Source organism: Jatrophihabitans sp. (assembly GCF_036389215.1).
In the GTDB taxonomy this organism is placed as follows: Bacteria; Actinomycetota; Actinomycetes; order Mycobacteriales; family Jatrophihabitantaceae; genus Jatrophihabitans_A.
Map to the genome: position 1 here is coordinate 1 of NZ_DASVQG010000357.1, position 12,700 is coordinate 12,700.

Sequence of the window (12,700 nt, forward strand, 5' to 3'; positions counted from 1 at the left end):
CAGGCAGGTCACCTCAGTGCCGGCCGCGATCAGCTCCTGACACAGGTGCGAGCCGAGGAAGCCGGCGCCGCCGGTGACCACCGCATGGCCGAAGGCCCTCATCGGTGCCGGTCCAGCCCCGGAGGTCCTAGCCCGGAAAGCCCTGCCATTACTGGACATTGGCGTATCGTCACTGCCCGCTCCCCCGCCACCAGCCAGGCACCGGCCGGGCTGCTTCCGGGGCGGGTGCGCCTGCTGGAGGTTGCCGCGGCAACCCGGCGTCAGCCTAGAGCGCAGTGCTCGCGCCAGGCAACGTTGCTCTCAGGCGGGTGCCTGCAGGACCAGCGGGCCGCGCCGGATGCGGCCGGGCCGGCCGGCCGCGACGCCGGCGAGGTAGAAGGCCAGATCAGCCTCCGGACGCGCCCGGCTGTAGAGGTAGCCCTGCACCGTCTGGCAGCCGTACTGCGCCAGCAACCTGGCCTGGGCGGCGGTCTCGACGCCTTCGGCGACCACGGCCAGCCCCAGGGTCTTGCCGATCTCCAGGATGGCGGCCACCACCGCGGTGCAGCCGGGGTCGGTGCCCAGGCCCGCGATGAACCGCAGGTCGATCTTGAGCATGTCCACCGGGAGCTCGGTGATGCGGGTGAGGCTGCTGTAGCCGGTCCCCAGGTCGTCGATGGCGATTCGGATGCCCAGGTCGCGCAACCGGCTGAGATCCTTGCGCAGCGAGTCGGCGATCAGCGGCATGTGGGTCTCGGTGAGCTCGAGCACCAGCCGGTCGGCCGGCACGCCGTACTCGGCCAGCGCGGTGAGCACGTCCTGGGTGAGGTTGCCGGTCTCCAGCTGCCGGCCGGAGATGTTGACATGCACGTCCGGCGCCCGGCCCGCGAGCTGGTCTGCCCAGCTGGCAGCCATCCGACAGGACTCGTGCAGCGCGCGCCGGCCGATCGGGATCATCAGCGCGCTGGTCTCGGCCACGTCGAGGAATTCCGCCGGTCCCAGCACGCCGCGGCGGGGATGGTTCCAGCGCAGCAGGGTTTCCACCGCGACCACCTGCCCCGAGTGCAGGTCCAGGACCGGCTGGCCGTACATCACCAGCTCATCGGCGCTCAATGCCGTTTCCAGTTGCGGGCGCAGCCGGTTGCTGCGATCAGCCCGCGCCTGCTGCTGGGGATCGGTGACCGTCACCCGGTCGCGCCCGGCCCGCTTCGCGGTGTACATCGCGGTGTCGGCGATGGCCAGCAACTGCTCGCCGGTGGCGCGGCCCTCGGCGACGGCCAGGCCGATGCTGGCGCTGATGGTGAAGGTTCCCGAGGGCAGCAGGAACGGTTGGCGCAGTGCCTTGAGCACCCGGTCGGCGACCGAGCTCAGGACCTTGCCGTCGCCCAGGCCGGTGCAGAGGATCGCGAACTCGTCACCGCCCAACCGGCCGACGGTGTCGCCTGGACGGACCGAGCTGCGCAGCCGGCCGGCGACCTGGACCAGCAATTCATCGCCCGCGGCGTGGCCGGCCCCGTCATTGACCTGCTTGAACCCGTCGAGATCGAGGTAGACCACCCCCACCTGCTCGGCGGAGCTGTTATGGGACAGCAGCGCATGTTCCAGCCGGTCCAGCAGCAGGCTGCGGTTGGCCAGGCCCGTCAGGCCGTCGTGCAGCGCCTGATGGGTCAGCGCCGCCTCGGCCCGCTTGCGTGCGGTGATGTCCTCCACCAACGAGATGGCATACGGCGGGCTGCCGTCCGCGGGGATCACCGTGGAGGAGGAGAGCAGTCCCCACAGGTGGCTGCCGTCGGCGTGCCGGTAGAGCGTCTCCCGGCGGATCTGGGTGATGTCGCCGCGCGCCATGGCGGCCAGCGCCGCCCTGGTGGCCTTGGCGTCCTCCGGGATCGACAGCCGCACCACGTCCAGCGCCAGCAGTTCCTCCTCGGTGTAGCCGGTGAAGTTGCACATCGCCTGGTTGGCTCTCATCAGCTGGCCGGTCGAGGCCGGGTCCAGCGAGACCATGCACATTCCCACCGACGCCGCGTCGAAGGCGAGCCGGAACCGCTGCTCGCTCTCGCGCAGTGCGAGCTCGGCCTGCCGCTGGCTGGTGACGTCGTTGGCCACTCCGATGTAGCCGCACAGCGAGCCGTCGGGTGCCGTCATCGCCGTGACCGTCAGCTCCACCTGCAACCGCTGTCCGGTGCTGGTCAGGTAGGTCCACTGCCGGGTCTCGGGGTGTTCGGAGTCAGCGCCCCGGACGAACAGCCGGAAGTCGGCCTCGACACCCAGCTCGGCGGCCCGGCGCCGGAGCTCTTGCGGGTCGTGCAGCACGACCGGGCTGTTGCCGAGCATCTGCTCCTCGGTGTAGCCGAGCATCTTCTGCGCGCCGGTGTTGAACACCGTGATCTGCCCGAGTGGGTCGGTACCGATGATCGACAGGCCGCTGGCGGCGGTCAGCACCCCGCGGTAGAGGTCGCGCGCCGTCGCCAGCTCACGCGCCGAGCGGCGGGCTTCGGTGACGTCGTGCGCGGTGCCGCTCATCCGGACCGGGCTGCCGTTCTCATCGAGGTGCACCCGACCCCGGCCATGTACCACGCGTACCGGCTGCCCTGGAGGGCTGATCGCGAATTCCAGCTCGTACGGCTGGTGCTCGGCCAGCGCGGTGCGCACCGCGGCCATCAGCCGGGCCCGGTCCGACGGCTGCACCAGCGAGGCCCAGTTCTGCAGGCTGGGCCGGAAGACGCCCCGGCGCACCCCGAAGATCCGGTACATCTCGCCGGACCACACCATCTCCGTCGAGCCCAGGTCCCAGGTCCAGGAGCCGAGGGTGGCCAGCCGCTGCGCCTCGGCCAGCGCCTCCTCGCGCTCGGCCGCGGCAGCCAGCGCGCCGTCGCGGGCCTGGCCGCTCAGGACCAGCATCAGGGTCGCCAGGCAGATCACCGCCAGCAGCGTCTGCAGCACCCACTGCCGGTGTTGCGGGTCGCTGATCGAGGCCAGCGCGCCGTGCCCGCCGAGCGTGCCGATGGTGGCCAGCACCGCGGCCATCACGACGGAGATCATCGCCCGCAACGCGCCCAGCCTGGCCGCGCCCCACAGCAGCGGGGGCAGCACCAGGAAGGCCTGGCCGGCGGTGTGCACCGGCAGGAAGATCCACCATGCCGCACCGGTCACCAGGGCCAGTTGCACCAGCCATTCGGTATTGCGCCGGCCGTGCCCGAACTCGTCCAGGACCGCCGAGCCGGTGGGCACCAGCAACAGCGGGGTGAGCATCACCATGCCGAGGCCGTGGCTGAGGACGTAGCCGCAGGTGCCGGCGACCCACGGGACGTCCTCGCCCAGGTAGCGCAGAGCGACCACCGACGCCGCGGCGCTGACGCCGAGCGCCGCACCGGTGATCAGCCTGATGCCATCGGCAACGCTGGACAGCGGCCGGGCCCGGTGTGCCACGCCACCGGCGAGGAACCGGGCCGCGATCGCGCATTCGAGCACGCTGGCCGCCGCGTAGCACGCACTGGCCCACACGGAGTTGCCGACCAGGAGCCTGCCCAGCCCGCTGCTGAAGGCCACGCCGGCGAGCAGGTGCGGCCACCAGCGCCGGGGCGAGCGCGCCAGCACCGCCAGCGACAGCCCGGCCGCGGGCCACCAGGCGCCGGTCGCCAGTGCCGGATGGCGCAGCAACCGGGCAGCGAACACGCTCAGCGCCAGGACGGCCAATGCCATCGCCAGCCCTGCCAACCACGGCATCGGCGCCTTGCCGGCCGGTTGCCGGGGCGGACCTGATCGCACAGCTTTTTCCTTTCTGTTGCCATCGGTACAAAACCACACATCGACCAAACACGTTCGCACTTAACCATCTTGATCACTGAGCGTGATCGCCTTGGCCCGCCGCATTCCAGCCGCCGGCAGCCTGGCACCCCGGCGGGCGGATGCTAAGTTGGATTCACGGCTCAAGCACGAGCCGATCCGCGGCCCACAGGCCCGCCGGTGTGACTCGCCAGCGACTGTCCTGCCAGCTGCCGCCCTCCGGTTCGAACACCTGCTTCGGCCCTATCGGGCCGCCTGAAACCTTCCGAACGCCGAGACCCGAAAGGAACACCCGTCATGACCGACAAGCAGGACGGCCACGCATCCCCGGCAGCACAGGAAGCGGACGCGGTGGACGAGGTCAGCCGCAACACCAAGAGCCAGACCACCGCCGCCAGCTACACCACCACCGACCACGGCGTGATCCGGGCCTGGGCCGAGGCTCGGGGCGGCCGGCCGGCGACGGTGGCGGGAACCGAGGACTCCGGCCAGGGCGGCGGTGTGCTGCGGATCGAGTTCGACGCCTCCGAGGACCGGCTCGAGGATGCCGACTGGGACGAGTTCTTCAAGGTCTTCGACGACCGAGGCCTGGCCTTCGTCTACCAGGAGAAGACCTCCGACGGCGAAACGAGCCGTTTCAACAAGCTGGTCAGCCGCGATTCCTGACGCTCGCACCCACGGGCGCCCGCACCAGCGCACATCTTCGGGAGTACGGCCATGACCAATGCCACCACCATCAAGCACTGGGCCCAGCGCGAGGCCGAGACCTACCGCAACGGCAACGACCGCCCACTCGGCGGCTACCTCGCCGCGATGGGCGTCTACGCCAGCGCGGTGACCGGCGTGACGCTGCTCGGACGCCGCCTGGGCTTCCGGGCGCCGCAGCAGATCACCCCGTGGGATGTCGCACTGCTCGGGATCGCCACCCACCGGGTGACCCGGACCATCACCAAGGACGCCGTGGTAAGCCCCATCCGGGCTCCCTTCACGACCTATGGCGGCCTGCAGGGCCCGGCCGAACTGCACGAGGAGGTCCGCACCGACTCGCACGTGCGCCATGCGGTCGGTGAGCTGTTGACCTGCCCGTTCTGCCTGGCCCAGTGGGTCGCCACCGGATTCGCCGCCGGCCTGGTCTTCGCCCCGCGCGCTGCCCGGCTGGTGGCGGCTACGTTTGCCAGCGTCGCGGTCTCCGACTTCCTCCAGTTCGGCTACAGCGCCGTGCAGGGCAAGGAGTGAGCGTCCGGGCGCTCACTCCTTGCCCCTGAGTTCCTCAGCCCTGCCGCCAGTCGTCACTGGTGAGGTGCGAACCGGCCTGTGGGCCCATCTGCAGCATGCCGCCGTCGACGGCCCAGGACGCGCCGGTCACGTAGCCGGCCTCTGGTGAGGCCAGGAAGGCGATCACCGCGGCGATCTCGCGGGCATCGCCGGGACGCCCCAGCGGCACGCCGGGACGGTGCACGGAGTGCGGGTCCTGATCCTCCTGGCCGGTCATCGGGGTGGCGATCTCACCGGGTGCCACCGAATTGGCGGTGATGCCGTGGCTGCCCAGCTCGAGCGCGATGGTCTTCATCAAGCCACCGAGGCCGTGCTTGGCAGCGTCGTAGGCGCTGGAGCCGACCCGAGGCTGGTGCTCGTGCACGCTGGTCACCGCGATCAGCCGGCCGCCCTGGCCCGCCTCGACCATCCGCCGCGCCGCTCGCTGCAGGCAGACGAAAGCGCCATCGAGGTCGGTCGCCACGGTGTGGCGCCACTGCTCGTACTGCATCTCCAGCAGCGGGGCGTTGTCGCCGGTGCCGGCGTTGTTGACGAAGACGTCCAGCCCGCCCAGTTCATCGGCCACCTTGTCGATGACGTCTCCACAGCCGGGCAGGTCGGTGGTGTCCAGCTGGGCCACGACCGCACGCCGGCCGAGCGCCCGCACCTCCTCGGCGGTCTGCTCGGCGCCGGCTGAGTCGGCATGCCAGGTGATGCCGATGTCCATGCCGGCCCGTGCCAGGGCAACCGCCGTTGCCTTGCCGATGCCGGAGTCCGAGGCGGTCACGATTGCCGTCCGCGGGGTGAATGCCATGTCGGTGGTCCTTTCAGAGGTTGGTGAGCCGGCTCGCGCGGCCGGCGACTGGGCGACCACGACTGGGCGACCACGACTGGGCGACCACGGCTGGGCGACCACGGCTGGGCGACCACGGCTGGGGCGATGCCGGGATCGGTGATAGGAAGGGATCTCGCATGCGAAGCCGGAGAGGTTGCGAAGCCGGAGAGATAGCGAAGCCGGAGAGATTGCGAAGCCGGAGAGATTGCGAAGCCGGGAAGGTTGCGAAGCCGGAGAGATTGCGAAGCCGGAGAGATTGCGAAGCCGGAAAGATTTGCCAAGCCGGAGAGAATGCCAAGCGGAGCGACGAGCGGGAGAGACAGATGTCGGAATTTCTGGAGAACGTCAGTGAGGAAGTCCTCGGCCAGGACGGGGAAACCCCCGAGCGCGGCCGTCCCGGCACGGATCCGGCCCAGGAGCCCCAGCCGGGCCTGCATCCCGGAGCCGGCCGGGGACCGGACCAGGCCGGGGACGGCTCCGAACAGGACCAGCCGAGCCAGGAGCAGGACCAGCCCGAGCAGGGGCTGGGCGAGCCGGACTCGCACTAGCCCCCGCTCGGCCCCGTCCGCGCTGGCAGCTAGCCAGTGCCGCGATGGGTCACGGCGTCGCGCAGCCGGTCGAACAGCCCGGCGATCGGCCCCACCACCAGGTCACCAGGTGGCTGGTCCGGCGCGCTGGGATGTGGCCGGGTCGGCGCCATCTTCTTCACCGCCTCGACCTGCTGGCCCATCTTGACCAGCTCCTCCTGGCTGAAGATCGAGCGCATCTGCGGGAACATCTCGCCCTCCTCCTCGGCGACATGCTCCCGGATCTCGATCATCAGTGTCTGCAGCTCGGCGTCGAAGCCGGCGTCCTCGGGACTGAGCTTCTCCAGCCGCTTCATGGTCGCCTCGGCCTCGGCGTGCTCGCGCTTGGCCCGCTCGGCCTCAGCCTCGCTGACCTTCTCCTTGACCTTCGGGTAGACTGCGGCCTCCTCGGCGACGGCGTGCCGCACGAGTTCGATGGTGACCTGCTCGGCGACGTCCTTGCGCCTGGAGCGGGACTGCTCGTCCGAGGCGCCGCGCAGGGCGGTCAACTCCGCGAACATCTGCTCCACCTCTCGGTGGTCGTGGGTCAGGATCTCGATCACATCGCGTTGCTCGTCCATCTCTGGAACTCCTTCGGACTGTCCTGCTCGGACTAATCGATGGCTTACCGACTGATCCGGATGCGACGCGGCGAGTTCCGGCGCCCTGCGAGGGCGGCTCGTCTCAGCCGGCAGCGGGTTTGTCGTCGTTGCCCAGGCGTCTGGAGTCACTATCCGGACCGGCTGGGCTTTCAGCCTTGAAAAAACCTATCACCAGAACCGGCGGCCCGGCACTGGCCGGCGAAGCGTCAGAGTTCTACGCGAAGATCAGCGGGCGAGCTGGCCGACCACCTGCTCGAAGACCTTGGGTGCGGCCGCGGCCGTGCGGACGATGCCACGCCGCAGTACCGGCCGGCCGGCCACCCAGAGCAGCCCGCCGGTGAGCATCCGGTAGCGGCGGGAACTGCGTGACCAGAGCCGCTCGTAGTCCTGCGGCCGGCCGGCCGCCAGGCAATCCACGAGCAGCCGCGCCGCCGCCAGGCCCACCGTGATGCCCTCACCGGTCAGCGCGTCGACGTATCCGGCGGCATCGCCCACCAGCAGCACCCGGCCGGCCACCCGCGCCCGGGTCCGCTGCCGCAGCGGGCCGGCACCGAGCACCCGGGAGCCGGCTGCCGTCGAAAGCCGTTGGCTCAACGCCGGAAAGCAGGCCAGCTGGTCCTCGAAGGATGCCCGCTGCCCGCTCAGAATGGCGAGCCCGATCAGATCGCGTGCGACTGGAGTCAGGTAGGCCTCCGCCGTCGGGCACCAGTGCACCTCGACCAGGTCCGACCACGGCTCGATCCGGTAGTGCCGGCGCAGTCCCCAGCGCACCGGTGACCGGCCGGGAAGCGCCAGGCCGGTCAGCCTGCGCACGGTCGAGTGCAGGCCGTCGGCGCCGACCAGGTACCGGGCCCCCAGCCCGGCGGCCCGCACGCCGGACTCGTCCTGGCGCAACTCGGTCAGTGACGCCTGGTGCACCGTGATGCCGCGGGCGGCGACCGCGTCGCGAAGGCAGCCCTGCAGTGCGGTCCGCCGAACGCCGCGACCGGCGGCAGCCGGGAACAGCGCCTGCGCCGAGTGCGTCCCGTCGACGTAGCGCACCCCCCGCAACGGCCGGCCGGGCGGCTCGATACCCAACTCGGCCAGCGCCTGCAGCGCCGCAGGCATCAGGCCTTCGCCACAGGCCTTGTCGATCGGCGCCGGCCGCGGGTCCTGGACGGCGACCTCCAGGCCGGCCCGGTCGGCGTAGAGGGCTGTCGCGAGGCCGACCGGGCCGCCGCCGGCGACCAGGACGTCGATCACGCGCGGCCGAGCATCGTCAGCGCGCCGGACTCGCTGCGGATCCGGACCCGCAGCAACCCCGCGTTCAGCACCGAGAAGATCACCGCGGTCAGCCAGGCGGTGTGCACCAGTGGCAGGGCGAGCCCTTCGAGGACCACCGCGACATAGTTCGGGTGCGCCAGGTAGCGGTAGGGGCCCGAGCGGACCCGGCCGGCACCGGGCACCACGACGATCCGGGTGTTCCACTGCGGCCCCAGGGTGCTGATGCACCACCACCGCAGGGCCTGGGCCGCGAGCACCAGGACCAGCATCGGCCAGCCCAGCGCCGGCATGAACGGCCGGTCCAGCAGCCACACCTCCGCCAGGCAACCGAGCAGCAGCGCGCTGTGCAGCGTCACCATCGCCGGGTAGTGCCCGGCCCCGATCTCCACCCCACCGCGACCCCGGCTCCAGCGCAGGTTGCGGTTGGAGACCACCAGCTCGGCCAGCCGTTCCAGGGCCACCAGCCCGACGAGCACGGTGTAGGCGGTGGCCGAGCTCACCATCGCAGCAGTACCAGCTCCGAGCAGAAGCCGGGGCCCATCGCCATCAGCACCCCGGGACTGCCCGGCTCGAAGCTGCGCTGGGCGACGGTGTCGGCCAGCACGTGCAGCACCGAGGACGAGGACAGGTTGCCGATCGCGGCCAGCGAGCGCCAGGTCAGCTCCAGTTCGCCGTGTTCCAGGCCCAGCGTGCGTTGGATCGCCTCGATCACCCTCGGGCCACCGGGATGGCAGACCCAGCCGGCTATCTCGCTGCTGTCGAGGTGGTGGGCATCCAGCAGCAGCGACACGTCGCCGGCAAGGTACTTCTCGACCAGCACCGGAACCTCGGCGTCCAGCACGATCTTGAAGCCGGCCGCCCCGACATCCCAGCCCATGATCCGTTCGGTGTGCGGGTACAGATGTGAACGCGAGTCCAGCACCTCGGGCATCCGCCGGTCGATGCCCAGCTGCTCGGCACGCCGCGAGCCGACCAGCACCACCGCCGCCGCGCCATCGCCGAACAGCCCGGTGGCCACCATGTTGGCGGCTGAGCGGTCCTGCGGCTGCATGGTCAGCGAGCACAGCTCCACCGAGAGCAGGACGGCCACCTCGTCGGGATGCGATTTCAGGTAGTCGTGCACCCGGGCGATGCCGGCGGCGCCGGCGACGCAGCCCAGGCCGAACACCGGGACCCGTTTGACGTCCGGGCGCAGCCCCACGACCGGCGCGATCAGCGCGTCCAGGGACGGCGCAACCACGCCGGTGACGGTGGTGAACAGGATCAGGTCGACGTCGTCGGCGGCGAGCCCCGCCGCGGCCAGTGCCTCGGTGACCGCGCGGGCCCCGAGCACGGTGCCCTGCTCGATGAACACGTCGTTGGACGACCCGAAGTCCACCAGGTCCCGGTAGCGCTCCAGCGGTACCGCGGTGTGCCGGGTCCGGACCTGGGCGTTCTGGTGGAACCGGCGCAGCAGCGCCCGCTCACTATCGGAGGACAGGCACCAGTCCGCGATCGCGTCGGTGATGTCCTGCTGGCAGTAGCGGTGTTCGGGCAGCACGCCCCGGACGCCGGCGATGGTGGTCATCAGCTCAGCTTAGGGCGGTTGCGGCGGCTGCCGCCGCCTATGCTCAGCCCGTGCCGGTCCGCCTCGCGGTTCTTCTCCGCACCAGCCATCCGATCCCGTGCGTGGCGGTCACGGCTTTGTCAGCCGCGCTGTTCGCGGTGGCCGGCAAGCCGTTTTCGGTGTGCCTGCTCGGGGCCGCGGCGGTGCTGGCCGGCCAGCTGACGATCGGCTGGTCGAACGACCTGGTCGACGCCCAGCGCGATCGAGCGGCGGGCCGGACCGACAAGCCGCTCGCGGTCTCGCCCGGCCTGGACCGCCAGGTAAGGCTGGCACTCGGGGTCGCGCTGGTACTGGCGGTGCTGCTGTCGCTGGCGCTGGGCTGGCGGGCGGCCGCCCTGCACGCCGTCACGGTCGCCGGCGGCTGGGCCTACAACCTCGGCCTGAAGGCAACCCCCTGGTCGGCGCTGGCCTACTTCGTCGCCTTCGGGGCGCTGCCGGCGCTCGCGACCGCCGCGAACCCCGGGCCGGAGCTGGCGCCGGCCTGGACGATGCTGGCCGCCGGCCTGGTCGGGGTGGCCGCGCACTTCGGCAACGTGTTGCCGGACCTGCCCGAGGATCTGGCCACCGGGGTGCTGGGCCTGCCGCAGCGGCTGGGCACCAGGGGCTCGGTGCTCGCCGCGTCCGGGGCGCTGCTGGCCGCCGCCGCGATCATCGACGTGCGGACCGGCTTCGCCAATCCGGTGCCGACCGCGATCGGGACCGCTGCCGTGCTGGCGCTGGCGGTGGTGGCGCTGCGCTCGGCGCACCGGCACCCGCGAGGTCGCGGCGCGTTCCTGGCGACCATGGTCGCGGCCGCGGTCGACGTCATGATCCTGGCGGTCAATCACGGTCTGGGTTAGCTGCCGCACCGGCGCCGGACTGCGGCTGCCGCGCCGCCGCCGAACCGGCCTGCCGCACCGCCGCCGAACCGGCCTGCCGCGCCGCCGGCAGGCCGGTCCCGCCGACCAGCGGCGTCAACTCCGGAGGGGGTGGCGGCGGCGCTTCCAGCGGTCCGCAGTGCCGCCAGCGGCGGCCGGCGGTGGCGGCAGGCCGCGGCCAGGCAGACCGGTCCTCGGGCAGGTCGAAGCGCTGCACCGTCCGGTACTCGGCAACCGCGGCGGGATCGCTGGAGGGGTCCAGCAACCGCGCCGGCACCCAGGCCGAGGTGTGCAGGTAACCGTTGACGCCGTCGGGGAAGCAGCCGTAGCTGCGCCAGGACACCAGGCCCCACCAGCTTCCCGCGCTGCGTCCCCAGGCATGCAGGTCCGCCAGCTCACCCACCAGCCGCACGACGACCCGGGGAGACATCGTCCAATTATTCGAATAATTGTTCGAATGCGCAATCCGCAGTCACTCGCGAGCTGAGAGCGGTTCCTACGCCGGCCCGTGCCGGATCCTCGCTCGGGTCACGGCCCCAGGTCCCAGAGCAGCCGGTAGAACCGCATCCGGACCGGATCGGCCTCGATGCCGTAGGCCGCCAGCAGGTCCTGCGACCAGCCCGGGCCGTAGTTCCACTCGGTGCTCCAGGTCGCGACCGCCAGATCGGCCCACCGGTCGGCGACTCCCAGACTGCCGAGGTCCACGTGGCCGGTCCAGGCACCCTCCGCACTGAGCAGCGTGTTGGGCGCGCAGGAGTCGCCGTGGCAGACCACCAGCCGGTCCACCTGCGGGGGCCGGCGCAGCGCGGCCAGCGCCTGCTCGACACCCAACCCCCGATGCTCCGAATGCCATGACGCCGGATCCAGCTGCCCGGCCCGGAGCCGGGCATCGGCGATCCGGTCCTCGGCGGACCAGGAGAAGGGACAGCCGGACACCGGCAGTGCCTCGTGCAGCGCCCGCAGCCCGGCTCCGATCGCCGCCACCGCGGGTGCCGGGTCGGCGAGCCACCGATCGGCGACGGCGTTCTCGCCAGGCAACGCGGCGGTGGCGATCCACGACCCGGCAGCGTCGGTGCCCTGGTCGAGCACGGCGGGCACCGGCGTGAACCGGGCGGCCCACCGCAATCTGACTACCTCGCGGCCGAGGTCCACTCCGCTGCCTGCCGGCGTCCACTTGAGGAAGTACCGGCCGGCGTCATCGGCGACCTCGAAGGTCCGCCCACCGACCTCGTTGATCCACGCCAGCCGCACCGGCGTGCCTGTCGCCGTCACGGCTGCCACGACCGGCGGCAGGGCCGGCTCGGCCGTGGAGCCGGCGAACTCACCCGCCGCGGCCGCGGAAGCCGGAGGACATCGATCGCTCACCGGATGAGTATCGCCCGGCACCGCCGGCCGGGCACGCCCATCGCAACCCGGGCACGCCCGTGGCAGCCGAGCACCCAACGCAGCCCGAGCACGCCCATCGCAGCCCCCGGCCGCGGCAGCTACCTGCCGTCTGCGATCAAATCGTGCTCGATATGTCTGGTGCCGGCCGGCAGGCGGCCGAGACACCACCCGCCGCTCAGGCCAACCGCAGGACGGCCCGCTCCGGATGCTGCGGGAGTTCACCGCTGTAGACCGTCTCAGCCGCGATCTCACGAAGCTTGCGGTGTTCGTGCTGGGAGGTGACCCGAAGCAGGTCGAAAGCCGCCTGATCGGTGAGCCCGTAGCGGACCATCAGGATGCCGACCGCCATGCCGATCTCGCGATTGCTCTGCAACGCGGTCTCGAGGTTCTCAGCCCGCTCGTGATCGCTCACTCTGGCCATGGCGATCGCGGCGTGATCGGCATACACATCGGCGAACCGGCAGATCGTCTCGGTGAAGAAGCCGGGCTCGGTGGAGAACAGCAGCATCGCACCGAGCACCGTGTTGTCCAGGACCAGGCAGTAAGCCAGGGCCGAGCGGATCGGA

General features: G+C 71.4%; 14 protein-coding genes. 4 read left to right on the plus strand and 10 right to left on the minus strand.

Annotated elements, in window-relative coordinates; genetic code table 11:
• Positions 1 to 102, minus strand: a 102-nt coding sequence (locus VF542_RS20610; protein ID WP_408653587.1) for an NAD-dependent epimerase/dehydratase family protein, incomplete at its 3' end; no start/stop codon positions are given.
• Positions 103 to 300: 198 nt separating this feature from the next.
• Positions 301 to 3,747 carry a bifunctional diguanylate cyclase/phosphodiesterase gene (locus tag VF542_RS20615; RefSeq protein WP_408653574.1) on the minus strand — a complete coding sequence of 1,149 codons (3,447 nt, stop codon included), beginning with the start codon at positions 3,745 to 3,747 and terminating at the stop codon, positions 301 to 303.
• A 315-nt stretch (positions 3,748 to 4,062) separates the two neighbouring features.
• On the opposite strand from VF542_RS20615, the gene VF542_RS20620 reads away from it, so the two are divergent.
• The gene (locus VF542_RS20620; protein WP_408653575.1) at positions 4,063 to 4,431 is read left to right on the plus strand and encodes a hypothetical protein; all 369 of its coding nucleotides are present in this window, start codon (positions 4,063 to 4,065) and stop codon (positions 4,429 to 4,431) included.
• A gap of 51 nt (positions 4,432 to 4,482) precedes the next feature.
• Positions 4,483 to 5,001 carry a DUF1360 domain-containing protein gene (locus tag VF542_RS20625; protein ID WP_408653576.1) on the plus strand — a complete coding sequence of 173 codons (519 nt, stop codon included), beginning with the start codon at positions 4,483 to 4,485 and terminating at the stop codon, positions 4,999 to 5,001.
• Positions 5,002 to 5,035: 34 nt separating this feature from the next.
• Here VF542_RS20625 and VF542_RS20630 read toward each other — a convergent pair whose 3' ends face one another.
• Positions 5,036 to 5,833, minus strand: a complete 798-nt coding sequence (locus VF542_RS20630) for an SDR family oxidoreductase (protein WP_408653577.1) — start codon at positions 5,831 to 5,833, stop codon at positions 5,036 to 5,038.
• A gap of 344 nt (positions 5,834 to 6,177) precedes the next feature.
• Here VF542_RS20630 and VF542_RS20635 point away from each other — a divergent pair, with 344 nt between their 5' ends.
• Complete coding sequence (locus tag VF542_RS20635) at positions 6,178 to 6,402, plus strand: hypothetical protein (protein ID WP_408653578.1); 225 nt, start codon at positions 6,178 to 6,180, stop codon at positions 6,400 to 6,402.
• Between the two features lie 29 nt (positions 6,403 to 6,431).
• On the opposite strand, the gene VF542_RS20640 is transcribed toward VF542_RS20635, so the two are convergent.
• The 4 genes from VF542_RS20640 to VF542_RS20655 all read right to left on the minus strand — a co-directional run bounded on the left by VF542_RS20640 (position 6,432) and on the right by VF542_RS20655 (position 9,852).
• Positions 6,432 to 7,001 carry a hemerythrin domain-containing protein gene (locus VF542_RS20640; protein WP_408653579.1) on the minus strand — a complete coding sequence of 190 codons (570 nt, stop codon included), beginning with the start codon at positions 6,999 to 7,001 and terminating at the stop codon, positions 6,432 to 6,434.
• A gap of 246 nt (positions 7,002 to 7,247) precedes the next feature.
• The gene (locus VF542_RS20645; protein ID WP_408653580.1) at positions 7,248 to 8,264 is read right to left on the minus strand and encodes an NAD(P)/FAD-dependent oxidoreductase; all 1,017 of its coding nucleotides are present in this window, start codon (positions 8,262 to 8,264) and stop codon (positions 7,248 to 7,250) included.
• Complete coding sequence (locus tag VF542_RS20650; RefSeq protein ID WP_408653581.1) at positions 8,261 to 8,785, minus strand: isoprenylcysteine carboxyl methyltransferase family protein; 525 nt, start codon at positions 8,783 to 8,785, stop codon at positions 8,261 to 8,263. The genes VF542_RS20645 and VF542_RS20650 overlap by 4 nt, the downstream gene beginning before the upstream one ends.
• Complete coding sequence (locus tag VF542_RS20655; protein WP_408653582.1) at positions 8,782 to 9,852, minus strand: type III polyketide synthase; 1,071 nt, start codon at positions 9,850 to 9,852, stop codon at positions 8,782 to 8,784. Before VF542_RS20655 ends, VF542_RS20650 begins: the two co-directional genes overlap by 4 nt.
• 50 nt (positions 9,853 to 9,902) lie before the next feature.
• On the opposite strand from VF542_RS20655, the gene VF542_RS20660 reads away from it, so the two are divergent.
• Positions 9,903 to 10,730: a UbiA family prenyltransferase gene (locus VF542_RS20660; protein ID WP_408653583.1), complete on the plus strand. Its 828-nt coding sequence runs from the start codon at positions 9,903 to 9,905 to the stop codon at positions 10,728 to 10,730.
• On the opposite strand, the gene VF542_RS20665 is transcribed toward VF542_RS20660, so the two are convergent.
• The 3 genes from VF542_RS20665 to VF542_RS20675 form a co-directional block, all read right to left on the minus strand.
• Positions 10,711 to 11,178: a hypothetical protein gene (locus VF542_RS20665; RefSeq protein ID WP_408653584.1), complete on the minus strand. Its 468-nt coding sequence runs from the start codon at positions 11,176 to 11,178 to the stop codon at positions 10,711 to 10,713. The two genes, VF542_RS20660 and VF542_RS20665, sit on opposite strands and share 20 nt — an antisense overlap.
• A gap of 98 nt (positions 11,179 to 11,276) precedes the next feature.
• A complete protein-coding gene (locus VF542_RS20670; RefSeq protein WP_408653585.1) occupies positions 11,277 to 12,113 on the minus strand; it encodes an aminoglycoside 3'-phosphotransferase in 837 nt (278 codons plus the stop codon).
• A 196-nt stretch (positions 12,114 to 12,309) separates the two neighbouring features.
• The coding region (locus VF542_RS20675) for a GAF and ANTAR domain-containing protein (RefSeq protein WP_408653586.1) at positions 12,310 to 12,700 on the minus strand (391 nt) is incomplete at its 5' end.